Raw genomic sequence first — 23,274 nt, forward strand, 5'->3', positions numbered from 1 at the left:
ACTCAAGGGAAAACCATGAAGCATCACAAGAAAAAACTGGGCGCACTGGCTTTGCTCGGCCTGCTGCTGGCACAAGGCGCGCTGGCGGCTGCATTGAAAATAGGCGTCACGCCCGGTGCCTATGCCGACTCGGTACAGGTGGCCGCGCAGGAGGCGAAAAAGCAGGGACTGGAGGTGGACGTGGTGGAGTTTTCCGACTGGACCACGCCCAATGTGGCGCTGGCCAGCAAAGACCTGGACGCCAATTACTTCCAGCATCAGGCCTTTCTCGACAATGTCATCAAGACCCAGGGCTTTCACTTCCGTCCGGTAGGAGTGGGCATCCTGGCCAATATCGGCCTGTATTCCAGCCGTATCAAACAGTTTGGGGACTTGAAAACCGGTGCAAAGGTAGCGATTGCCAGCGACCCGATCAATCAGGGCCGTGGCTTGCTGTTGCTGCAAAAAGCCGGCCTGATCAAGCTGCGCGACGGGGTGGGTGCCCGCGGCAAGCTGGCCGACATCGCCAGCAATCCGCGCAAGCTGGAGTTTGTCGAGGTGGAAGGGCCACAGCTGGTGCGGGTGGTAAATGATGTCGACCTGGCCCAGGGGTATCCGCACTTCATCGTGGCGGCCCATGCCTTCGACCCCGGCAGCGCGCTGATCTTCTCCGGCAAGGACGACGAGCAATACGCACTGCGTTTTGTCGCGCGCGATGACAATGCCCGTGACCCGCGCCTGTTGAAGTTCGTGCAGATCTACCAGAACTCTCCGGCAGTAAAGGCGCAGATTCGCAAGTCCTACGCCAATAACGACAAGCTCTACAGCCTGGCCTGGCTTAAATGAACAGCCGTGGCTTCGCTAGGGTAGCGGCCATGACAAGCAGGCCGCGCCGACCCCAAGCGCGTTAAAGCCGCTGCAATGACGATGTATCCGACAGGCACTCCCCTTGGGGGAGTGCCTGTTGTCTTTTGTGGTGGCCTGCGGCGATATCGGATTTGCTGCTTTGATTTCCCGTATTGCTGCAGTGCTGCACAAGCAGCAGCCGGCCAGCAGGGTGGTGCGGCAGCAGCAGCGGCTGCACGGGCAAAAAATCATGCAAGATTCTGATAATTAAGGAAATAAAAGCTGGCACGCTTACTGCTAATCATTAGGCAGACCCTGATGATGGAGCAGTCATGAGCCACACCTTCAATATCGTTGCCGTTTCCGGCAGCCTGCAGCGCCCCTCGCGCACCCTGGCGCTGGTACAAGCCGTACTGGCGGAACTGTCCGGCCACCTGCCGCTGCACGCCCGCGTGATCGAACTGGGCGAGCTGGCCCCGCACTACGGTGCTGTTACCCGCCCGGCCGACTTGCCGGAAACCGTGCGCGAAGCCATTCAGGCGGTGGAACAGGCTGATTTGCTGATTGTCGCCAGCCCGGTTTACCGCGCCAGCTACACCGGCCTGTTCAAGCATTTCTTTGATTTCGTGCATCACGAAGCCCTGTTCGACCTGCCGGTGCTGCTGGCCGCCACCGGTGGCAGCGAGCGCCATGCGCTGGTGATCGAACATCAGCTGCGCCCCTTGTTCAGCTTCTTCCAGGCGCAAACCCTGCCACTGGGTATTTATGCCGCTGAGAGTGACTTTACTGACTACCAGGTCAGCGACAGCGCCTTGCAGGCCCGCATCCGTCTGGCGGTGGAGCGTGCCTTGCCGCTGATCAGCCATCGCCAGCCGTTGATTGCCAGCACAGATGGTGCTGTCGCTGCCCCTGTTTGAATCAAGCCCGTTTTGCCCACTTTGAATTGCCTACTTTAACTCGCGGAGAAATCACATGAGCCAAGCACAAAACGCCATCAAGTTTGCCTACTGGGTACCCAATGTCAGCGGTGGTCTGGTGGTCAGCAAGATCGAACAGCGCACCAGCTGGGATATCGACTACAACCGCAAACTGGCGCAAATCGCCGAGAAGGCTGGTTTTGAATACGCGCTGTCGCAAATCCGCTTTACCGCCGGTTATGGCGCGGAATACCAGCACGAGTCGGTTTCCTTCAGCCATGCGCTGCTGGCCGCCACTGAAAAACTGCGGGTAATTGCCGCCATTCTGCCCGGCCCGTGGACCCCGGCGGTGCTGGCCAAGCAGATTGCCACCATCGACCACCTCACCGGTGGCCGCGTCGCCGTCAATATCGTTTCCGGCTGGTTCCAGGGCGAATTCACCGCCATTGGCGAACCGTGGCTGGAGCATGACGAACGCTATCGCCGTTCGGAAGAATTCATCCGCGTGCTCAAGGGCATCTGGACCCAGGACAACTTCAGCTTCAAGGGCGACTTCTACCGCTTCAGCGACTACACCCTGAAGCCGAAACCGCTGCAACAGCCGCACCCGGAAATCTTCCAGGGTGGCAGCTCGCGTGCAGCGCGTGACATGGCTTCGCGTGTGTCCGACTGGTACTTCACCAACGGCAATACGGTAGAGGGCATCAAGGCCCAAGTGGACGACATCCGCGCCAAGGCAGCAGTCAACGGCCATCAGGTCAAGATTGGCGTCAACGCCTTCATCATTGCCCGCGATACCGAAGAAGAAGCCCGCGCCGTGCTGGCCGAGATTCTCGACAAGGCCGATCCGGAAGCGGTCAATGCCTTTGGCGATGCGGTGAAGCAGGCCGGTCAGGCCAGCCCGGAAGGCGAGGGCAACTGGGCCAAGTCCACCTTCGAAGACCTGGTGCAGTACAACGACGGCTTCAAGACCAATCTGATCGGCACCCCGCAGCAAATTGCCGAGCGCATCGTCGCCCTGAAGGCGGTGGGGGTGGACCTGGTGCTGGGCGGCTTCCTGCACTTCCAGGAAGAAGTGGCTTACTTCGGTGAAAAAGTATTGCCGCTGGTGCGTGAGCTGGAAGCGCGTGCCAAAGCGCATGAAGCCGTAGCCGCCTGACAGGAGCAAGGGTGATGAAGCGACATCAGGAAGCACCGCAGCCAGCCAGCGCCAGCCTGCCGCATTGGCTGGCATGGCAGGCCCAGCAACAGCCGCAGGCCATTGCCTTGCGCCACAAGCGGCTGGGTATCTGGCAGCAATGGCGCTGGGCCGAGCTACAGCAGCAAGTGGCCGCACTGGCCGCCGGGCTGGCTGCGCAAGGCTTTGCGGCCGGGCACAGCCTGGTGTTGCTCAGTCACCCGCGTCCCGAAGTGCTGCTGCTTAGCCTGGCGGCGCAGTGGCTGGGCGGGGAGGCGGTAGCGCTGGACCCGCAACAGCCGGCGCGCGACTTGCAGGCCATTTTGCAGCACTTACAGCCGCGCTGGCTGCTGGTGGAGGATGCCGAGGCCCTGCACAGCCTGCCGCGTGATTTGCCCCGCCCCACGCTATTGCTTTACGCCGAAGGGCGTGGCTTGCAGCAGCGAGTAGGCCCGGGCTGGCTGGCGGTCGCCCAGTTGCAGCAAGCAGGCGCGGCCTTGCCTGCGCCTGCGTTGCTGGCCAGTAACAGCGCGGTGGCCTTCCGCTTCTGGCGGGTGGATGGCCGGGGCGAGCTGCAACAGCAGGCCTTGCAGCATGGCCATTTGCTGCAGGCCGGCAGCCAGCTGTTACAGGCCGAGGGCCTGACTGCCAATGAAGACGCACTGGCCTCGCGTGCCTTTGCCAGCTCCGCCCAAGTGCGCTACCTGCTGGCGCCGTGGCTGCAAGCCGGTTTCCGGCTGAATTTTCCGGAGAACCTGGCCACCCGCGACAACGACCGCCGCGAACTGGGTCCCACCCTGGTGGCCGGTACGCGGGAAACCTATAGCCGGCTGGAGCAACTGGCACGCAGCCGCCTGCCGCCCACCGGCAGCTGGCAACGTGCACTGGTGGACCGCGTGCTGCAACCGGATGCCGGGCGCTTCTGGCGCTGGGCCGGGTATTACAGCGTGATTCGCCCGCTGCGCGATGTGCTGGGTTTCAGCCGCACGCGTGTCCCGCTGCTATTGGGTGCGCCGCTGGCGGAAAACACCCGTCACTTTTTTGCCGTGCTGGGCGTGGAAGTACGCAACTGGCCGGATAACGCCGAATGGCAGCAACGCCCGCTGCAAGCCGAAGGCAGTGCGCCGCAATGGCTGCAAACCGGAGCGCCACCGCTGCAAGCCTGAATCAAGAAATGGAAACAACACTATGTCCGAAACCGTAGCGCCCTTGCTGAGCCTGGCGCACATCTCCCTGAGCTTCAAGGGCGTCAAGGCGGTGACCGACATCGGCTTTGACGTGGCCGAAGGGGAAATCTGCGCGCTGATCGGCCCCAATGGCGCGGGCAAAAGCTCCTTGCTCAATGTCATCAACGGGGTGTACCAGCCACAGCAAGGGGAAATCCGCTTTGCCGGCCGCTCCCGCCGCGCCATGCAGCCGCACGAAGCGGCGGTGGCAGGCATTGCCCGCACCTTCCAGAACATTGCGCTGTTCAAGGGTATGAGCGTGCTGGACAACATTCTCACCGGGCGCAACCTGGCCAGCCGCAGCAGCTGGCTGGAGCAGGCTTTCCGGCTGGGCCGTGCGGTGGCCGATGAAGAAGCCCAGCGCGCGGTAGCCGAGGAGGTGATTGCCTTCTTGCGCCTGCAAGCCTGGCGCCATACCCCGGTGGGCCAGCTGCCCTATGGCCTGCAAAAGCGGGTAGAGCTGGGGCGGGCATTGGCAGCCCGGCCACGCTTGCTGTTGTTGGATGAGCCGATGGCCGGGATGAACCGCGAAGAAAAGCGCGAGATGAGCCAGTTCATCCGCGAGGTCAACCAGGTGTTCGGCACCACCATCGTGCTGATCGAGCACGACATCGGCGTGGTGATGGAGCTGTCCGACCACGTGGTAGTGCTGGACTACGGCCGCAAGATCGGCGATGGCGAGCCCGAAGCCGTGCGCGCATTGCCTGAGGTGATTGCCGCTTATCTGGGCCAGCAGCGCCACTGAAACCTGTTTATCCGTATACACCTTGTTCCCGCCGGTATTCCCGCGCAGGGCGGGGACCTGTAAGGGGGCTGTCTGATGTCGTTTTTCATGGAAGTACTGCTCGGCGGCTTGCTGGCCGGGGTGATGTACTCGCTGGTGGCCATCGGCTTCGTGCTGATCTACAAGGCCAGCGGGGTGTTCAATTTTGCCCAGGGCTCGATGGTGCTGTTTGCCGCGCTCACCTTTGTCAGCCTGCTGGAGCGTGGCCTGCCGTTTTGGTTGGCCTTTGTACTGAGCCTGTTGTCCATGCTGCTGCTGGCGCTGTTGCTGGAGCGACTGGTGCTGCGCCATCTGGTGAACCGCCCGCCCATCACCCTGTTCATGGCCACACTGGGCCTGAGCTATGTGGTGGAAGGCGTGGCCCAGGCGCTGTGGGGCGCACAGGTGCACGGGCTGGACCTGGGCATCGAGGACACGCCGCTGGAGCTGGGCGGGCTGATGCTGTCGCGCTTTGACCTGTTTGCCGCTGGCAGTGCCGGGCTGTTGGTGCTGCTGCTGTCCTTGCTGTTCAACAAGACCCGCATCGGTCTGTCGCTGCGCGCGGTGGCGGACGACCAGCTGGCCGCGCTGGCAGTGGGCATCCGCCTGCAACGCATGTGGGTGCTGGTATGGGCGGTGGCCGGGTTGGTGGGGCTGGTGGCCGGGCTGTTGTGGGGCGCGCGGCTGGGCGTGCAGTTTTCCCTGTCGCTGATCGTGCTCAAGGCCTTGCCGGTATTGATTATCGGCGGCTTCACCTCGATAGGCGGTGCCATTGTCGGCGGCCTGATTGTAGGGGCTAGCGAAAAACTGGCGGAAGTGTATCTGGGGCCGCTGCTCAGCGGCGGTATTGAAAACTGGTTTCCCTATGTGCTGGCGCTGCTATTCCTGCTGCTGCGTCCGGCAGGCTTGTTTGGCGAACGCGCCATTGAACGGGTGTAAGGAGAATACGCATGTTTTATCAGGAATCCGGGCAGTTCAGCACCCGCTACCGGCAGGATGGCCGCGCATTGCGGCTGTGGCAGCAGCGTGCCGCGCTGTGGGCCTTGCTGGCACTGGCCTTCGGCTTGCTGCCCTTTATCGGTAACGACTACTGGTTCAGCGCCATTCTGATTCCCTTCCTGGTGTTGTCACTGGCCGGGCTGGGGCTGAACCTGCTCACCGGCTATGCCGGTCAGCTGTCGCTGGGTTCGGCCGCTTTCATGGCGGTGGGGGCGTTTGCCAGCTACAAGCTGCAATTCCTGCTGCCGGGCCTGCCGCTCTTGCTCAGTTTTGTTGCCGGTGGCGTGGTGGCAGCGGCAGTGGGGGTGGTGTTCGGCCTGCCCAGCCTGCGCATCAAGGGCTTTTATCTGCTGGTGTCCACGCTGGCGGCACAGTTTTTTGTCGAATGGCTGCTCACCAAGTTTGCCTGGTTCTCCAACGGTAATGAATCTGGCGTCATCACCGCACCACCGCTGCTGGTGGCCGGTCACGATTTTGGCAGCCCGGCCGGGCGTTACCTGCTCACCCTCAGCGTGGTGCTGCCCTTGTTTGTGCTGGCGGCCAATCTGGTACGCAGCAGCCTGGGGCGCAACTGGATGGCAGTGCGTGATATGGATACCGCCGCAGCGGTGATCGGCATTCCCATCCTGCGCACCAAACTGCTGGCCTTTGCCATCAGCTCTTTCATCCTGGGGGTGGCCGGTTCGCTGTGGGCATTTACCTATCTGGGCACGGTGGAGCCGCATGGCTTTGATCTTAGCCGCTCCTTCCAGGTGCTGTTCATCATCATCCTGGGCGGCATGGGCAGCATTCTGGGTAATTTCCTTGGCGCGGCCTTCATCGTGCTGCTGCCCATCGTGCTGTCCATCCTGTCCGGCAGCTTGCTCAGCGGGGTATTACCCGCCGGGCAGCTGGAGAACCTGCAAAAAATCATCTTCGGCGTGCTGATCATCCTGTTCCTGATCAAGGAGCCGGACGGTCTGGCACGGCTGTGGCAAGGCTGGCGCGCGCGTGCCCGGCTGTGGCCACTGCGTTTCTGAGCGTTTTTGTCTTGTTGTTTCCGTTAGCAGTTTCGTCTATTGAACCAGGGAGTTTACCCATAATGAAAAATCATCTGCACACACTGAAAGGGGCGGTCGTACTGGCATTGGGCCTGGCGGCAGCATCGGCCACGGCACAGGCGGGCGGCGAGCAGTATTTCCCGCTGCAAAGCTACCGCGTGGGGCCGTATGCGGCTGGCGGCACCGGCTTTTTCGGCGGCTTTATCGATTACCTGCAGTACGTGAATATCAAGGAAGGCGGCGTCAACGGCGTCAAGCTGACCTGGAGCGAGTGCGAAACCGAATACGTGGTGGAAAAAGGGGTGGAGTGCTACGAGCGGCTGAAAAAGGGCCTGAACGGCGCACCGGCTGCTGCCACCAACCCGCTGTCGGTGGGCATTGCCTATGCCACGCTGGAGCGCTCCACCGCCGACAAGCTGCCGCTGATTACCATCAACCACGGCCGTACCGACTCCACCGACGGCAGCGTGTTTCCTTATGTCTTCCCGCTGCAGCTGAACCCGTACTCCGAGGTGTCGGCCATCATCAACTACATCGGCCAGAAGTCCGGCGGCCTGGCCAAGCTGAAGGGCAAGAAGATTGCCGTGCTCTACCACGGCTCGCCTTATGGCAAGGAAACCAACCCCATCCTGGAGCTGCTGTCGAAGAAGTACGGCTTCCAGCTGGTGTCGCTGGAGGTGCCGCATCCGGGTAACGAGCAGCAATCGCAATGGCTGACCATCCGCCAGCAAAAGCCGGACTGGGTGATCCTGCGCGGCTGGGGCGTGATGAACCCGGTGGCACTGAAAACCGCCCAGAAAACCGGTTATCCGGCTGACCACATCATCGGCAATATCTGGAGCAACTCGGAAGAAGACGCCGCCCCGGCCGGTGCTGCCGCCAAGGGCTTCATCTCGATTACCACCCATCCATCCGGCAGCCAGTTCCCGGTGCTGCAAGGCATCAAGAAAACTGTGCTGGATGCGGGCAAGGGCAATCTGGCCGACCCCAAGCGCTTTGGCACGGTGTATTACAACCTGGGCGTGGTCAACGGCATCCTGAACGTGGAAGCCGTGCGTCTGGCACAGGCCAAGTTCGGCAAGAAACCGCTGACCGGCGAACAAGTGCGCTGGGGCTTCGAGCACCTGCACTTTGACGACAAGCGGCTGAAGGAAGTGGGCGCGCTGGGCCTGTTGCAACCGCTGCAACTGAGCTGCGCTGACCACGAAGGCGGCGGCGCGGTGCGCTTCCAGCAGTGGGACGGCCAGCAGTGGAAAGTGATTTCGCCGTGGGTACAGGCCGACCGCAAGCTGCTGCGCCCCATCATCGAGGACTCCTCGCACAAGTACGCCAAGGAAAAGGGCATCACCCCGCGCGATTGCAGCAAGGAATCGTGATGGCCTGAGCCCGTCCACGCCCGGCGCGGCTTGCTGCGCCGGGTTTTTGTCACCCGGTTTTTGACGGATTGCGGAGTTGAATCATGAGCCAGCCCTTACTACAGGTGGAAGGCATTCAGGTGGTGTACAACCAGGCCATTCTGGCCGTGGCCAGTGTTTCCTTGCAGGTGGACGAGGGGCAGGTCGTGGCCTTGCTGGGTGCCAATGGGGCAGGCAAGAGCAGCACCCTCAAGGCCATTGCCGGCCTGGTGGCAGCCGAGCGCGGCTGCCTGCAGCAAGGGCGCATTGTCTATGCCGGGCAGGATGTCAGCCACACCGCGCCGCATGAGCTGGTGCAGCGCGGGCTGGTGCAGGTGCTGGAAGGGCGGCATTGCTTTGCCCACCTGAGCGTGGAAGAAAACCTGCTGACCGGTGCTTTTGCGCGCAAGCCCAGCCGTGCGGCCTTGCAGCAGGATCTGGACCGCATCTACCAGTATTTCCCGCGTCTGAAAGAACGCCGCCGCTCGCAGGCGGGCTATACCTCGGGTGGCGAGCAGCAGATGGTGGCCATTGGCCGCGCATTGATGGCCGCCCCACGGCTGGTGTTGCTGGATGAGCCTTCCATGGGCCTGGCACCGAAAATCGTCGAGGAAATTTTCGAGATCCTGCAGGCGCTGAACCGGCAGGAAGGGGTGAGCTTTCTGCTGGCCGAGCAGAACGCCAACCTGGCCTTGCACTACAGCCATCAGGCTTATCTGCTGGAAAACGGCCATGTGGCACTGTCGGGCAGTTCGGCCGAGCTGGCGGCGCGTGAAGATGTGCATCAGTTCTATCTGGGCGGCAGTGTCGAGGCAGCCTGAGGCCAGGCTGTCACTGTCACATTCCGGCGCAGACAACAGCGCTCGCTATCATTCATCCTGCTGGTACAGGCGGCACCAGCGCGCCGTTCTTCAGCGGCGCGACACCCTGCTCAGCCACGTTATTGGCTTGATATTCAAATCAGTTTTTCTTGGTTCGCATTGCCATTGGCATGGCATATCGTGGAGCTTCCCGGCACCCCGGTGGTGCTGCTTTACGGAGTTGTCATGCCAAGCCCTCTTACCTTGCCTGTCATCGATTTCAGCCTGCTGAATGGCAGCCCGGAACAACGCCAGCAACTGCTGCAACAACTGCGCGGCGCAGCACGCGATCACGGTTTCTTTTATCTGGTCGGCCATGGTATTGCCGCTGACAAGGTGACGGCACTGCGTCAGGCCGCACGCGCATTTTTTGCCTTGCCAGAGGCCGACAAGCTGGCCATCGACATGGAAAACTCGCCGCATTTTCGTGGCTATACCCGTGCCGGAGAAGAACGCACCCGTGGTGCTGCCGACTGGCGCGAACAACTGGATATCGGTGCCGAACGCCCGGCGCGACCAGTCCTGGCAGCGCAGGGGCCGTGGTGGCGTCTGCAAGGCCCCAATCAATGGCCGATGGCCTTGCCGCAGCTCAAGCCGGTGCTGCAGGACTGGCAGCAGGAAACCACCCGGCTTTCCATCCGCTTGCTGCGTGCCTTTGCCGAAGCCCTGCAGCAGCCGGTCGACATTTTTGACGATGCCTTTGCCCTGGCTCCGGTGCAGCATCTGAAAATCATCCGCTATCCGGGTAGCGCGCAAGGTGCGGCCGGGCAGGGCGTGGGGCCGCACAAGGACGGCGGCTTCCTCACCCTGTTGCTGCAAGACGATAGCCAGGACGGCCTGCAAGTGGAAACCGAACAGGGCTGGATTGATGCGCCGTCACTGCCGGGCAGCTTCATCGTCAATATCGGTGAATCGCTGGAAATGGCATCCGACGGCTATCTGCGGGCCAATGTGCATCGCGTGCTGAGCCCGCCGGAGGGCAGGGACCGCTTGTCCGTAGCCTTTTTCCTCGGCCCGCGGCTGGATGCCACCATTCCGCTGCTGCAATTGCCAGATTATCTGGCCGCCGAAGCACGTGGCCCGGAGGCCGACCCGGATAACCCGCTGTTTTACCGCATTGGTGACAACTATCTCAAAGGGCGGCTGCGCTCCCATCCCAAGGTGGCCGTCCGACACCATGCCGACCTGCTTTCCCCGCAAGCATTGCAGGCCGCTTCCCTTCCCACCTCCGCAGGAGAATATGCATGAAACGCGCAAGCCTCTGGCTGGCATTGTTTGGCCTGGCCACCAGCCTCACCGCCCACGCCGAAGTACTGACCATCGGTGCTGAAGCGGTCCCGCATGCCGAGATTCTGGAGCACGTGAAGCCAGTGCTGGCCAAACAAGGCATTGAGTTGAAAGTGAAAGTGTTCAGCAATGGCTTGCAGGAAAACCTGGCGGTGGCCGGCAAGGAAATCGATGCCAACTACTTCCAGCACCAGCCCTTTCTGGATAGCTTCAACAAGTCCAAGGGCACCCGGCTGGTGAGCGTGGCGGCCATTCATGTGGAGCCGTTCGGCGCGTACTCGCACAAGGTCCACAAGGCCAGCGAACTGCCGGATGGCGCCACCATCGCCATCCCCAACGACCCGTCCAATACCGGCCGCGCTCTGTTGCTGCTGCACAAGCAGGGCCTGATCAGCCTGAAGGACCCGACCAACATCCTGTCCGGTGTGCGTGACATCAGCAGCAATCCGCACCATTTCAAGATCAAGGAACTGGAAGCCGCCACCCTGCCACGGGTGCTGGACCAGGTAGACATTGCGCTGATCAATACCAACTACGCGCTGCAAGGCGGGCTGAAACCCAAGCGTGATGCGCTGTTCAGCGAAGGCAGCCAGTCGCCTTACGCCAATATCATCGTGTCACGCGAGGACAACCGCAGCAGTCCGGCGCTGAAAAAGCTGGTGGCGGCGCTGTCCACCGACGATGTGCGCCAGTTCATCGACCAGCGTTATCAGGGTGCGGTGGTGCCGGTGTTCTGACACGGTGCTTCTGAGATACCGGCAGATGCAACAAAGGCGTCCCCTCACGGTGGACGCCTTTGTCTTGTTTACCTGCGGTTCTAGGTTTTACCAGTCTTCCGGCAGGCCTTCCTTCAGCGTGGACACATAGCTGGCGGTGCGCGGGTTTTGTGGCTGCAGGAATAACTGGCGGCTGCTGCCTTGCTCCACGATGCGGCCATCTTCCAGAAACACCACGGTGTCGGCCAGCGTGGCGGCCAGTCGCAGGTCGTGGGTGGCAATCAGCATGGTCATCTTGTTGGCAGCAAGGTCACGCAGTACGGCCACCACTTCGCTGGCCAGCTCCGGGTCCAGCGCCGAGGTGGGTTCATCACACAGCAGCAGGCCGGGGGACTGGGCCAGGGCGCGGGCAATGGCCACCCGTTGCTGCTGGCCACCGGACAGGGTGCCGGGCCAGGCATCCGCCTTGTGCGCCATGCCTACTTGTTGCAGCAGCTCACGGGCGCGGGCCTCGGCCTGGGCGCGTGGCCATTTCTTCACCACCAGCAGGCCTTCCATCACGTTTTCCAGCGCGGTGCGGTGCGGAAACAGCTGGAAGTTCTGGAACACCATGCCGGTTTGCAGGCGCAGGCGATGAATGTCCTGACGTCCCGGCTGGGCATGGTCATGGCCAAACTGCAGGCTGGCATCGCCCAGGGTAATCTGCCCGGCGCTGGGGGTTTCCAGCAGGTTGATGCAGCGCAGCAGGGTGCTCTTGCCGCTGCCGGACGGGCCGATCAGCGCCGTCACCTGGCCAGGGGCCACCTGCAGCGACACGTCCTTGAGCACGTGCTGGCTGCCAAAATGCTTGTCGATATTATGCAGTTGAATCATTTCGTCTCCTGGGCCTGGTGCAGGTGCTGGCCAAAACGGGCTTCCAGCTTTTGCTGACCGGCGGACAGCACGGAGCTGAACGCAAGGTAGATCAGTGCGGTTTCGGTATACAGGATCAGCGGTTCATAGGTGACCGAGGCAATGCGCTGCGCGGCCTGGAAGATTTCCGGCACGGTCAGTACTGCGGCCAGCGAGGTGTCCTTGATCAGCGAGATGAAGGTATTGGCCAAGGGCGGCACGGCCACGCGGCTGGCCTGCGGCAGGATGGTGCGGCGCATGGCCTGGGCCCAGGTCAGGCCGATGGAGTAGGCGGCTTCCCACTGGCCGCGCGGTACCGCCAGCAGGGCGGCGCGGATGACTTCCGAGGTGTAGGCACCCACATTCAGGGAAAAGCCGATGACGGCGGCGGGCAAGGGGTCGAACACGATGCCGGCCTTGGGCAGGCCGTAAAAAATCAGGAACAGCTGCACCAGCAAGGGCGTGCCGCGAATCAGCCACACATAAAAGCGGAAGCCGTCCGCCAGCGGCTTGGGGCCATACAGCCGCACCAGTGCGGTGACAAAGCCCAGCGACAGGCCACAGGCAAAGGACAGCAGGGTAAGCGGTACGGTGAACACCAGCCCTGCATACAGCAGCGGCGGCAGGGACTCCACCATCAGTTTCAACCATTCAGGCATGTGCCGACTCCATGATTGTTATTGTGCGGTGCAAAAAAACTTGCCCCGTAGAACGGGGCGGCAGATTTTGACAAAACCCTCTCGTTTTCCGAAAGGAAAGCGAGGCTCCCTTTCAGGGAAAGGGCGGGGGGATAGGGAATAGACAGGAAGGCTGCGGAAGTCATGACTTGGTCGAGAGGCCCGGCTTTGCCGGGGCCAGTGAAACCGTACCCAATCACTTTGTCCGCAGCCTGCTGCCCCGTAGGACGGGGCAAGCTGGCAAGTCCGGGGCGGGGTGCGCTTAGTGCGACACGTCTTCGCCAAAGTACTTGAAGGAAATCTTCTGATAGCTGCCATCAGCCTTGATGTCAGCCAGTGCCTTGTTGATGGCGGCCTGCAGCTGCGGATTGCCCTTGCGGAAAATGATGCCGGAGAAGTCGGCGTCCTTTTCGGTGGCGGCAATGCGCAGCTTGGAGTTGGGCTGGTGCTTCTTGTAATCCAGGAAGGACAGGCTGTCGTTGATGGTGGCATCTACCCGGCCGGAGGCCAGCAGCTCCAGCGAATCGTTAAAGCCTTGTACCGGGACGACTTCCGCGCCGAAGGATTGCGCCAGCTTGCCGAAGTTGCTGGTCAGGGTGTTGGCGGACTTTCTGCCTTTGAGGTCGGCAAAGCTCTTGATCGGGCTGTTGCCATTCACGATCAGCGCGGCCTTGGAGGCGATGTAGGCGCTGGAGAAGTCGTACTTGGCCTTGCGCGCATCGGTGATCGACACCTCGTTGGCCACCGCGTCGTAACGGTTGGCATCCAGGCCGGCAATCAGGCCGTCCCATTTGCCTTCGATGAATTCGGCTTTCACACCCAGCTTGGCGGCTACGGCCTGGGCAATCTCTACATCAAAACCCACCAGCTTGCCGCTGGCATCGTGATAGGTAAACGGGGCGTAAGTGCCTTCGGTGCCCACGCGAATCACGCCGGCGGATTTGATCTTGGCAAGGTCTTCAGCAGCGGCAAGGCCGGGCAGGACGGTGGCGAGCAGGGCGGCAATGGCAAATCGTTTCACAATGTACTCCTGGCTGTTTTTGTCGTGATGTATTGCCGCCATCCGGCGGCCTGCGGCGACTATATCAAGCAGGCCTTATTCTCAATAAACAAGAAAAATCACATTACTAATCATTAAAACGAATAAGCAGGGCTGCCTGGTGGTGATGATCAGCGGCGGCGCGATCGGGCTGCGCGCCACTGACAATGGCGCGCCGACGCAACAGTGCAAGCAGTACGGCAAGCAGGCATGGCGGCCCTGGCCGGAATGCGAATACGCTGCGGCGCTGCACCCAGCAGTGTTGCGTAAGCCAGCTGCGCCCTAGCGCAGGGCACTGATTTCACCCAGGCGGATCAGCCGGGCACGGATGATGTTGCGGCTGATGCCCAGCAGGCGGGCTGCCTGCACCTGGTTGCGGTGGCAGTAGTTATAGGCGGCGCGAATGATGCTGTTTTCGATGTCTTCATACAGATTGCTGCCATTGGCCTCGAACAGCGCTTGCAGTGCCTGCTGCAATTGCTGGTGAGCATCGTCAGTGCCGCTAGCGCCAGCCAGCGGTGGCTGGCTGCTGCGTTCATTGCGGCGGTTCAGCTGTAGTGAGGACAGCTGCAGGTCTTCGCTGCGCACTACATGGTGCTTGCAGATCAGCAAGGCATGATGGATGACGTTTTCCAGCTCGCGGATATTGCCCGGCCATGGGTGCTGTAGCAGCTTGCGTTCGGCTTCGGCATGCAGGGTGATATCGCCATAACCCAGGCGCTGGCGGTATTCGTCGACAAAGTGGTGGGCCAGCGGCAGGATGTCGCCGGGGCGGTCGCGCAGCGCCGGCAAGGCCAGGTGAGCCACCCGCAGCCGGTAGAACAGGTCCTCGCGGAAATGGCCGGCGGCGACGGCTTCTTCCAGCCGCACATTGGTGGCGGCAATCACCCGCACATTGATGGGAATGGGCTTGCGCGAGCCCAGGCGCACCACCTCGCGCTCCTGCAGGATGCGCAGCAATTTCACCTGGATGTTCAGCGGCAAGTCGCCGATTTCATCCAGAAACACCGTGCCGCCATTAGCGGCCTCAAACCAGCCGGGTTTGGCGGCAAAGGCGCCGGTAAATGCGCCTTTTTCATGGCCAAACAGCTCGCTTTCCACCAGCGATTCGGAAAACGCGCCGCAATTGACCGCGACAAAGGGCTGATCTGCCCGCTGGCTCAGCGCATGCACATGACGGGCGATCAGCTCCTTGCCGGTGCCGGTTTCGCCGATGATCAGCACATTGGCGTCGCTGGGGGCAATCAGCTGTATCCGCGCCAGCAGGGCGGTGGATTGCGGGTCTTCAAACACCTGTGCCGTGGCGCGGATGGAGGTGGTGAGGCTTTGCCGGTTCGGCAGGGTGATCAGGGGCATGGCCGGGCCTTGTGCTGGCTCGGCCCGCCGGGCCGATGCGGGTTTCAGGAATAAAACGTCGGTGTCGGATAGCTGCGAATCAAAGCCCATTCCCCTAACTCCTTTAATTTGTAATCAACCGGATCGTGCAAGGTGTGGGTGCGCAGATTGCGCCAGTGCCGGTCCAGACGCAGTCCGGCATGGGTGGCGCGCGCGCCGGTGACCTCGAACATCTGACAGGCCAGGTTCAGCCCCATCCGGGTGGCGGCCACCTTGGCCGCCGCAATATTCATCGCCACTTCGCCGCGTTCGCTTTCGCTCAGCGCCTCGCCACGGGCCAGTGCCTCCACCAGCCGGGCGCCAGCCCGGTCGGTGAGGGCGCGCACGCTTTCCAGGCCCACCCAGAATTCGCCGTAATGCCCCAGGATGTAGGGGTCTTCGTGGGTGTGGTCTACCTGCGCAGCCTGCCAGGGGCGCGCCTCGTGCAGGGTGTAGTGCCGGGCTTCTTCAAAAGCGCCTTCGGCAATGCCCAGATAGATATTGGTGAGGATCAGCTGCGCCAGCAGTGGCCGCAGGCAGGAGCGCGGCGTGGTGAGCGGGCCGGGCGTATCGAGAATTTCATTGTTTTCGATACGTACCTTTTCAAAGTGCACGCTGCCGCTATCCGTCTGGCGCTGGCCGATATTGTTCCAGTCCTGCTGCACGCTGATACCGCTGCGCCCGGTGGGGATGGCGGCCACCACCAATTGCCCGCCCGGCTGGCTGCGGGCGGAGACCACCAGCATTTGCGAATCCAGCGCGCCGGAGCAAAAGCTTTTCTGCCCGGAAAATTCGTGCCAGCCGGCCAAGCGCTTGCTGATGGTGCGCTCGTCCAGCGGATTAAGCGCATTGCCCCAGAACCAGTGTTGCCGGGTGGTGATTTCATGCCAGGGCTGCCACTGCTCCGGCCGGCCAAACAGCTCCACCGTGGCCAGCATCAGGTGGTGAAAGGCAAACACATGGGCCACCGAACTGTCGGCCTTGGCAAATTCGCGTACCACCAGCAGCGTCTCCTGCCAGTTGGCACCCATGCCGCCAAGCTCACGGGCAATGGACAGGCCGAGCAGGCCGCTGGCACGGATGGCATCGCGTTCTGCCTTGGGCGTGCCGCCGGCGTGGTCGCGTTCTGCTGCGGTAGCCGCAAACTGACTGGCCAGTTGCTGCGCCAGCAGCAGGGCCGAGGCGGGAGTGCTGGCGGTTTGCGGTGCTGCCAGCAGGTGGTGGGGGAAATTCAAGAGCACATCCTTTATCAATCGGCGATTTCCTATCAAACAGCACAGATTTGGCGATGTTATTGGCGCGATGTAAACCAAGGATTTGTCAGGAATATATCTGTAATTTGAATTAGCCTGCAGCAGGCTCTTATCGGGAATGGCTGAATGCTGCTGCATGGACAGCACGGTGTTTATTGACTGCTGCATAGGCAGCAGTGCGGCATGCCTTATCTGCTGCTTGAGCAGCAATTAATAGCTGAAATGATATTTTTGTGGATTGATTCAGCTGGCATGCAACGTGCTATTGAATAGCGGGAAAAACCGCTAAAGGTTTTATTTCAGCCTCAGGTAATCACATGCACAGCCATTCATTCACTACCGAATATGTTTTATTCGCCACACCGCACAGTCTGCTTCGCCAGGCAAAGGAGGGCGCATGAGCACCCAGTCGATCAGTCCTGACAGCCCGCTGGCCATTGCCCGCGAACTGGCCGGCCGTTTTGCCCGCACGGCCGTGGCGCGTGATCAGGCTGGTGGCACGCCCAAGGCCGAGCGTGATGCGCTGCGTGACAGCGGCCTGCTTGGCCTGATCATTCCGCGCGAATTCGGTGGCCTGGGCGAAAGCTGGAGCACTACCTTGCAGATCGTGCGCGAACTGGCACGGGTGGATAGCTCGGTGGCCCATGTCTTTGCCTTCCAGCATTTGCTGCTGGCCACTGCCCAGTTGTTTGGCCAGCCCGACCAATGGCAGCCCTGGTTCGAGCAAACCGTGCGTGAACGCTGGTTCTGGGGGAATGCGCTCAATCCGCTGGATACCCGCACGCTGGCCACGCCGGATGGCGATGCTTACCGCTTTCATGGTGACAAGAGTTTCTGCTCCGGCGCTACCGACTCGGACATGCTGCTGGCCTCGGCCTTGCGCGCCGGCGAGGGCGGTTTGCTGATTGCCGTCATCCCCACCAAGCGCGACGGTGTGCACATTCGCCAGGACTGGGACAATATCGGCCAGCGCCAGACCGATAGCGGCTCCGCCCGCTTCGAACAGGTACGGGTAGCGCCGGATGAGTTGCTGCTGCAGCCCGGCCCGTTGTCCACGCCACGCGCCTGCCTGCGCCCGCTGCTTGCCCAGCTGATCCTCACCAATATCTACCTGGGCATTGCCGAAGGTGCGCTGGCCGAAGCCCGCCGTTACACGCTGGAGCAACGCCGGCTGTGGCCGGCCTCGCTGGCGACTACGGCCAACAAGGACCCTTACACCCTGCTGCATTACGGCGAATTCCAGGCCGCACTGGAAGGTGCACGTTTGCTGGCCGACCACGCAGGCCAGCAGCTGGATGCAGCATGGCAGCAAGGCGATGCGCTGGATGAAGCCGGCCGTGGCCAGCTGGCCTTGCAGATTGCCGCCGCCAAGGTGCATGCCAGCCGCAGCGGGCTGGACCTGACCAGCCGCATTTTTGACGTAACCGGCGCGCGCGCCACCAGCGCCGCGCTGCGGCTGGACCGTTTCTGGCGCAATTTGCGCGTGCACAGCCTGCACGACCCGCTGGACTACAAGCTGCAAGAGCTGGGTGACTGGGCACTGAATGGCCAGTACCCGACCCCCTCGTTTTATTCCTGAGACTCAAGATGACCCAGAACCTGCCAGCAGTTGAAGACGATTTTGACAGTGTGGAACAAGCCATTGCCGCCATTGCCGCCGGTGGTTTTGCCGTGGTGGTGGATGATACCGACCGCGAAAACGAAGGCGACCTGATCATTGCCGCCGAGAAAATCACCGCCGCGCAGATGGCCTTTCTGGTGCGCTACAGCAGTGGCGTGGTGTGCGTGGCGCTGACTGGCGAGCGGCTGGACCAGCTGCAACTGCCGCTGATGGTGAGCAGCAATAATGAATCGCAACGCACTGCCTTCACCGTGACCGTGGATTACCTGCACGGCACCAGTACCGGCATCAGTGCAGCCGACCGCGCCGCCACACTGCGGGCGCTGGCGGATAGCCGCATTCCGGCCAGCGACTTTGCCCGGCCGGGGCATATTTTCCCCTTGCGCTATGCGCCGGGCGGGGTGCTGGCGCGTCCGGGGCATACCGAGGCGGCACTGGATCTGTCGCGCCTGGCGGGGCTGGCCCCGGCCGGGGTGCTGTGTGAAATCGTCAATGACGATGGCAGCATGGCGCGCCGCCCTGAATTGCTGAACTTTGCCCGTCAGCATGGCCTGCCCATCATCACCATTGCCGAGCTGATTACCTATCGGGAACGAACCGAAATGGCGGGGCTGGAAGTTGCTACTCCGGTGGGCGTGCCAGCCTGAGTTGGTTCTGCTGGTATCGCCTTGCCTTGTCACACCCGCTACGGCGGGTGTTTTGCTTGCTGCCGGTCAAGCAGGGCTGCTGCGGGGGTGTTGTGCTGGCAGCAGCGTGCCCGGCGTGTGCTAGTTCTGCTTAAGAAGTGTTCTGAAGAAAATGCTGCAAGTTACATGAAGAAAGTTGTTTATCACATTGAAAAGTAATGGATATGCAGATTTTCTAAATACGGGATTGTTTAGCAGGATTGCTGGTTTGCAAGTGCGACGCCGGGTATGGATATTGCAGTGACCGGGGAGTATTCATTCCACCCTGACAGGAACTGCAATGAGCAAGACCATCCGCTTCAATGCCTTTGAAATGAACTGCGTGGCGCACCAGTCGCCCGGCTTGTGGACCCATCCGCGCGACCGCTCCTGGCAATACAAGGACCTGGAATACTGGACCGACCTGGGGCGCATTCTGGAACGCGGCCTGTTCGATGCCGTGTTCATTGCCGACGTGATCGGCTACTACGACGTGTATCAGGGCAGCAATCACCATGCCATTCGCGAAGGCGCCCAACTGCCGGTCAATGACCCGCTGCAACTGGCCGCGCCGATTGCCCTGGCCACCAAGCATCTGGGCATTGGCATTACCGCCTCGACATCGTTCGAGCACCCATATCCCTTTGCCCGCCGCCTGAGTACGCTGGACCACCACAGCAAGGGACGGGTGGGCTGGAATATCGTCACTTCCTACCTGGAGAGCGGTGCGAAAAACATCAGCGAAGGTGGCTTGCGCCGCCATGACAACCGCTACGATGTGGCAGATGAATATATCGAGGTGATCTACAAGCTGCTGGAAGGCAGCTGGGAAGATGGCGCGGTGGTGCGCGACCGCGAGCGCGGCATTTTCGCCCACCCGGAAAAAGTGCATGAAATCGGCCACAAGGGGAAATACTTCGAGGTGCCGGGTTATCACCTGAGCGAACCTTCGCCGCAGCGCACGCCGGTGCTGTTTCAGGCCGGCGCATCGGGCAGAGGCAAGGCATTTGCCGCCCAGCATGCCGAGTGCGTGTTCGTGGCCGCGCCCACCAAGGATATTCTGCGCCGCTATGTGGACGACGTACGCAGCCAGGCTGCTGCCGCCGGGCGTGACCCGCAACAGATCAAGATATTCAATCTGGTGACGGTGATCGTGGACGAAACCGACGCCAAAGCCCAGGCCAAGTTTGCCGAATACCAGCGCTACGCCTCCTACGATGGCTCACTGGTATTCATGTCCGGCTGGACCGGCATCGACTTTGGCCAGTACGCGCCTACCGAGCTGGTACGCCACGTGGACACCAACGCCATCATTTCCGCTGTCGAGCATCTGTCCAATGGCAGCAAGGCCTGGACCATCGACGAGCTGGCGCGCTTTGGCGGCATTGGCGGGCTGGGGCCGGTGTTTGTCGGCTCGGCCGCCACCGTGGCCGACATCCTGCAAGACTGGGTGAAAGCCACCGATACCGACGGTTTCAATCTGGCCTATGCCGTCGCGCATGAAACCTTCGAAGACGTGGTGGAATACCTGGTGCCGGAATTGCAGCGCCGAGGCGTGTACCAGACCGAATACCGCCCCGGTACGCTGCGCGAAAAGCTGTTTGGCGCCGGCCCGCTATTGCCAGCCAACCACCCGGCCGCGCAATACCGCGACATCGAAGCCTGGAAACAAAAGCACGCGCAGGCTGCGGCGGCTGATGTGCAACCGGCTTGAACTCCGGACCCCGCTAGTCAACACCGCGCCTCATGGCGCGGTTTTCTATGCAGGGCATCCATACAAAAGGCCCGCAAGCGCGGGCCTTGTCATTTTCCGCTTCGTGAAACCAGTCAGCCCTTACCGCGGCCAATCTGCCAGACATAGGGCGGCTCGGTGCCGTTGATGGCCCAGTCACCGGCAATGCGCGCCTTGTAGATCAGTGGATTGTGCGATGCCACGGTGCGGGCATTGCGCCAGTGGCGGTCCAGCAGCAGTTCGGCGCGGGCCGACGATGCACCCAGGGCATTGAATAGCTGGGTGGCGGCACGCAATACCAGTTCGGATACCGCGATCTGCGCCTTGCCCGATTCCAGCTCGGCGTCGATATTAGCTCGGCGTTCGCGCGCGGCGTCATTGCCAAAGCGGGCTTCGTAAGCGCGCTGGGCCGGGTGGGCAGCGCGAATGGCGGTGGCTTCGGCAGCATAGGCCAGCGCGGAGATTTCACCCACCACCTGCTGGATCTGCGCATCCTGGCTCACGCTACTGGCATTGCCGGTGCTGAACACGCGCTTTCTATCGCGCACTTGCTGCGCCACATCGCGTTCCACCGCCTTGCCGATACCGGCCAGCACCGCCAGCAATACCAGCTGGTAGAAGGCGGTCTGGTATTTGAAGCGGCTGGCAAAGTCGATCAGGTTTTCCGGTTCCACCGTCACGTTTTCAAACACGGTGCTGCCGCTGCCGGTGGTGCGCTGGCCAAAGCCGTCCCAGTCGTCGCTTTGCGTGACGCCGGGGTCGCTGGTGCGGATGGCGGCAATCACGTCCTGATTGCTGCCATCCACCTGGGCGTAGACGTCGATCCAGTCGGCAAAAATGCTGCCGGTGCTGTAGAACTTGCGGCCATTGAGCAGCAGTTTGTCGCCCTGGCGGCTGACACGGGTAATGACCTCGCCCACGGCGACTTCGCCGATTTCGGTCCAGGCATTGCCGACAATTTCACCGGCAACAAAGCGCTGGAACCAGACTGCGCGTTCCGGGCTTGCCGGGGCATTCAGGCGGTCTTCGACAAAAGCAAAATGGCCACGCAGCGCTTGCGGCAGGTTGGAGTCGGCGGTTGCCAGTTCCACCAGCAGCTGGAACAGCTGCGGCAGCGAGGCACCGGCCCCGCCATATTGCTTGGGCACGCGTACCGCGCCAAACCCGGCCTGTTTCAGCCAGTTGATCGGCTCGTAGGGCAGCGTGCGCTCGCGTTCGCGTTGCAGGGCGGTCTGGGCGATTTCGGCAAAAATGGGGCGAAAGCGCTGGGCCAGGGTTTCGTAGTCGGTGCCGGTGGACAGGTCGTCCGGCAGGGTGTGTTGGCTCATGGTTGTTTCCTGTTTGGCGTGATGGCAAACCCGGCAGTGCTGCACTGCCGGTGAGGGTTTAGTTCCACGGGTGGCGCGGCGGCGCAATGTGGTTCAGGTAGTAGTTGCCGATGTGGAAGTATTTCCAGCGCACCGGGTCGTGCAGGGTGTGCACGCGGGCATTGCGCCAGTGGCGGTCCAGGTTGTGGGCAATCAGGGTGGCGCGGGTGCCGGTCAGTTCAAACAGCTTGTTGCTGGCCTCGATGGCAATTTCGGTGGTCAGCACCTTGGCTTCGGCAGTGGCAACGGTGGCCAGTGCCACGCTGCTGTCATCCGGCTGGGCCAGCGCGGCGTCGATCAGGCGGCCGGCCTTTTCCAGCAGGGCTTCGGCAGCATGCAGGCGGATTTCCAGCAGGCCGATGGCGGAAACGGTAAACGGGTCGTCGGCGGCCTTGTCCTTGCCGCTGTCCAGCCAGGGGCGGCTTTGTGAGCGGATGAACTCGATGGTGTCGGCCAGTGCGGCGCGGGCAATGCCGCCGTCAATCGCCGCCTGGATGATCTGTGATACCGGTCCAGCCACGGTGGGGGTGTCGAAGGCGGCAATCGGCAGCACGCGGCTGGCCGGTACACGTACCTGTTCAATCTTCACGCCGCCGGAGGCAGTGGTGCGCTGGCCAAAGCTGGACCAGTTGTTGATCACGCTCAGCCCCGGCGTGTCGCGGTCGGTAAATACCAGCGCGCCCAGGCCGTCCTCACCCACCGCCACGATGGGCACGATGTGCGCCAGCAGCGCGCCGGTGGTGTAGAACTTCTCGCCATTCACCACGGCGGTATCACCGTCGAGGGCATAGCGGGTTTCAAACGCGGCCACGGTCTTGCTATTGAGTTCGGAGAAGGCATTGCCAAAGCGGTAGCCCTGCAGCACCAGGCCGAACAGTTCCTGCTTTTGCGCCTCGCTGCCATCCAGCGCGATATGCAGGTTGATGGCCAGATGGTTCTGGGTGATCTGGGCGATGCTGGAGTCGGCTTCGGCGATGATCTTGATCACCTCGGCCAGCGTGGCGTAGGACACGCCTGCGCCGCCATAGGCCTTGGGCGCGTTGATGCCCCACAGCCCGCTTTGCGAGTAGGCATCCACTTCGGCCAGCGGCAGCAGGCCCTCGCGGTCGCGCAGGGCGGCATCGTGGGCAAAACGGATGGCCAGCTGACGCGCCACGGCGATGGCTTCGGCATCGTCGCGGATGATGTGCGCCGGAGTGGTCGGGCGCGGGCGGGCGGCGAAAGGCTCGGGAGAGTTGACACGAACGGCAGCTTGGTCGCTCAGGGAGGTCGTCATCGCATTTCCTTGTGTAAGTCCGGATATCCGGGGACGCCACAAGAATGGCAATAAGCGTGCCTGCGAAAATGCCTGGTTTTACCTCGAAAAATGCGGCTTTTTGCTGTAAATCAGCACAACGGTGCTGGCTGGCTGCTGCCTGCGCAGCAGGGGGGCTGTTGCGCAGGACGCGGGC

The 23,274-nt window shown here is 61.9% G+C and carries 22 protein-coding genes; 14 read left to right on the forward strand and 8 right to left on the reverse strand.

Features of this window, described 5'->3' with window-relative positions:
- The first annotated feature begins 15 nt into the window (after window positions 1-15).
- Complete coding sequence (locus tag H2Z84_RS18765) at window positions 16-825, forward strand: MetQ/NlpA family ABC transporter substrate-binding protein (protein WP_181837308.1); 810 nt, start codon at window positions 16-18, stop codon at window positions 823-825.
- A gap of 61 nt (window positions 826-886) precedes the next feature.
- Here H2Z84_RS18765 and H2Z84_RS18770 read toward each other — a convergent pair whose 3' ends face one another.
- On the reverse strand, window positions 887-1,114 hold the full coding sequence (locus H2Z84_RS18770) for a hypothetical protein (RefSeq protein WP_181837309.1): 228 nt from the start codon (window positions 1,112-1,114) through the stop codon (window positions 887-889).
- A 43-nt stretch (window positions 1,115-1,157) separates the two neighbouring features.
- Between H2Z84_RS18770 and msuE the strand changes: the two genes are divergently transcribed.
- The 10 genes from msuE to H2Z84_RS18820 all read left to right on the forward strand — a co-directional run bounded on the left by msuE (window position 1,158) and on the right by H2Z84_RS18820 (window position 11,225).
- Window positions 1,158-1,742: an FMN reductase gene (gene msuE, locus H2Z84_RS18775; RefSeq protein ID WP_181837310.1), complete on the forward strand. Its 585-nt coding sequence runs from the start codon at window positions 1,158-1,160 to the stop codon at window positions 1,740-1,742.
- A 55-nt stretch (window positions 1,743-1,797) separates the two neighbouring features.
- A complete protein-coding gene (gene sfnG, locus H2Z84_RS18780) occupies window positions 1,798-2,901 on the forward strand; it encodes a dimethylsulfone monooxygenase SfnG (RefSeq protein WP_181837311.1) in 1,104 nt (367 codons plus the stop codon).
- Window positions 2,902-2,915: 14 nt separating this feature from the next.
- On the forward strand, window positions 2,916-4,085 hold the full coding sequence (locus H2Z84_RS18785; RefSeq protein ID WP_181837312.1) for an AMP-binding protein: 1,170 nt from the start codon (window positions 2,916-2,918) through the stop codon (window positions 4,083-4,085).
- A 22-nt stretch (window positions 4,086-4,107) separates the two neighbouring features.
- Complete coding sequence (locus H2Z84_RS18790; RefSeq protein ID WP_181837313.1) at window positions 4,108-4,890, forward strand: ABC transporter ATP-binding protein; 783 nt, start codon at window positions 4,108-4,110, stop codon at window positions 4,888-4,890.
- 75 nt (window positions 4,891-4,965) lie between these two features.
- A complete protein-coding gene (locus H2Z84_RS18795; RefSeq protein WP_181837314.1) occupies window positions 4,966-5,847 on the forward strand; it encodes a branched-chain amino acid ABC transporter permease in 882 nt (293 codons plus the stop codon).
- Window positions 5,848-5,858: 11 nt separating this feature from the next.
- Complete coding sequence (locus tag H2Z84_RS18800; protein WP_110313704.1) at window positions 5,859-6,926, forward strand: branched-chain amino acid ABC transporter permease; 1,068 nt, start codon at window positions 5,859-5,861, stop codon at window positions 6,924-6,926.
- 62 nt (window positions 6,927-6,988) lie between these two features.
- Complete coding sequence (locus H2Z84_RS18805) at window positions 6,989-8,323, forward strand: ABC transporter substrate-binding protein (protein ID WP_103523200.1); 1,335 nt, start codon at window positions 6,989-6,991, stop codon at window positions 8,321-8,323.
- A gap of 83 nt (window positions 8,324-8,406) precedes the next feature.
- Complete coding sequence (locus tag H2Z84_RS18810; RefSeq protein ID WP_181837315.1) at window positions 8,407-9,162, forward strand: ABC transporter ATP-binding protein; 756 nt, start codon at window positions 8,407-8,409, stop codon at window positions 9,160-9,162.
- 225 nt (window positions 9,163-9,387) lie between these two features.
- Window positions 9,388-10,449, forward strand: coding sequence for an isopenicillin N synthase family dioxygenase (locus H2Z84_RS18815; RefSeq protein ID WP_181837316.1), 1,062 nt, complete (start codon window positions 9,388-9,390; stop codon window positions 10,447-10,449).
- Window positions 10,446-11,225, forward strand: a complete 780-nt coding sequence (locus tag H2Z84_RS18820) for a MetQ/NlpA family ABC transporter substrate-binding protein (protein ID WP_181837317.1) — start codon at window positions 10,446-10,448, stop codon at window positions 11,223-11,225. Before H2Z84_RS18815 ends, H2Z84_RS18820 begins: the two co-directional genes overlap by 4 nt.
- 87 nt (window positions 11,226-11,312) lie before the next feature.
- On the opposite strand, the gene H2Z84_RS18825 is transcribed toward H2Z84_RS18820, so the two are convergent.
- The 5 genes from H2Z84_RS18825 to H2Z84_RS18845 form a co-directional block, all read right to left on the reverse strand.
- On the reverse strand, window positions 11,313-12,077 hold the full coding sequence (locus tag H2Z84_RS18825) for an amino acid ABC transporter ATP-binding protein (protein WP_181837318.1): 765 nt from the start codon (window positions 12,075-12,077) through the stop codon (window positions 11,313-11,315).
- Window positions 12,074-12,754 (reverse strand): amino acid ABC transporter permease, encoded by a 681-nt coding sequence (locus H2Z84_RS18830; protein ID WP_103523205.1) that lies wholly within the window; start codon window positions 12,752-12,754, stop codon window positions 12,074-12,076. Before H2Z84_RS18830 ends, H2Z84_RS18825 begins: the two co-directional genes overlap by 4 nt.
- A gap of 280 nt (window positions 12,755-13,034) precedes the next feature.
- A complete protein-coding gene (locus H2Z84_RS18835; RefSeq protein WP_309545500.1) occupies window positions 13,035-13,793 on the reverse strand; it encodes an amino acid ABC transporter substrate-binding protein in 759 nt (252 codons plus the stop codon).
- A 300-nt stretch (window positions 13,794-14,093) separates the two neighbouring features.
- Complete coding sequence (locus H2Z84_RS18840; protein ID WP_309545501.1) at window positions 14,094-15,257, reverse strand: sigma-54 interaction domain-containing protein; 1,164 nt, start codon at window positions 15,255-15,257, stop codon at window positions 14,094-14,096.
- Window positions 15,212-16,420: an acyl-CoA dehydrogenase family protein gene (locus H2Z84_RS18845; RefSeq protein ID WP_258869485.1), complete on the reverse strand. Its 1,209-nt coding sequence runs from the start codon at window positions 16,418-16,420 to the stop codon at window positions 15,212-15,214. The genes H2Z84_RS18840 and H2Z84_RS18845 overlap by 46 nt, the downstream gene beginning before the upstream one ends.
- Window positions 16,421-16,835: 415 nt before the next feature.
- Between H2Z84_RS18845 and H2Z84_RS18850 the strand changes: the two genes are divergently transcribed.
- The 3 genes from H2Z84_RS18850 to H2Z84_RS18860 all read left to right on the forward strand — a co-directional run bounded on the left by H2Z84_RS18850 (window position 16,836) and on the right by H2Z84_RS18860 (window position 20,438).
- Window positions 16,836-18,017: an acyl-CoA dehydrogenase family protein gene (locus H2Z84_RS18850; RefSeq protein WP_181837320.1), complete on the forward strand. Its 1,182-nt coding sequence runs from the start codon at window positions 16,836-16,838 to the stop codon at window positions 18,015-18,017.
- Window positions 18,018-18,025: 8 nt separating this feature from the next.
- The gene (gene ribB, locus H2Z84_RS18855) at window positions 18,026-18,706 is read left to right on the forward strand and encodes a 3,4-dihydroxy-2-butanone-4-phosphate synthase (protein WP_181837321.1); all 681 of its coding nucleotides are present in this window, start codon (window positions 18,026-18,028) and stop codon (window positions 18,704-18,706) included.
- 319 nt (window positions 18,707-19,025) lie between these two features.
- The gene (locus H2Z84_RS18860) at window positions 19,026-20,438 is read left to right on the forward strand and encodes an LLM class flavin-dependent oxidoreductase (RefSeq protein WP_181837322.1); all 1,413 of its coding nucleotides are present in this window, start codon (window positions 19,026-19,028) and stop codon (window positions 20,436-20,438) included.
- Between the two features lie 113 nt (window positions 20,439-20,551).
- On the opposite strand, the gene H2Z84_RS18865 is transcribed toward H2Z84_RS18860, so the two are convergent.
- Together H2Z84_RS18865 and H2Z84_RS18870 are read right to left on the reverse strand one after the other, a co-directional pair.
- Entirely contained in the window at window positions 20,552-21,784 is a 1,233-nt protein-coding gene (locus tag H2Z84_RS18865) for an acyl-CoA dehydrogenase family protein (RefSeq protein ID WP_181837323.1), read from the reverse strand.
- 58 nt (window positions 21,785-21,842) lie between these two features.
- A complete protein-coding gene (locus tag H2Z84_RS18870) occupies window positions 21,843-23,099 on the reverse strand; it encodes an SfnB family sulfur acquisition oxidoreductase (RefSeq protein ID WP_181837324.1) in 1,257 nt (418 codons plus the stop codon).
- Between the last annotated feature and the right edge of the window lie 175 nt (window positions 23,100-23,274).

Origin of the sequence: Aquitalea aquatica (genome assembly GCF_013911085.1) — a bacterium.
GTDB classification, from domain to species: domain Bacteria; phylum Pseudomonadota; class Gammaproteobacteria; order Burkholderiales; family Chromobacteriaceae; genus Aquitalea; species Aquitalea aquatica.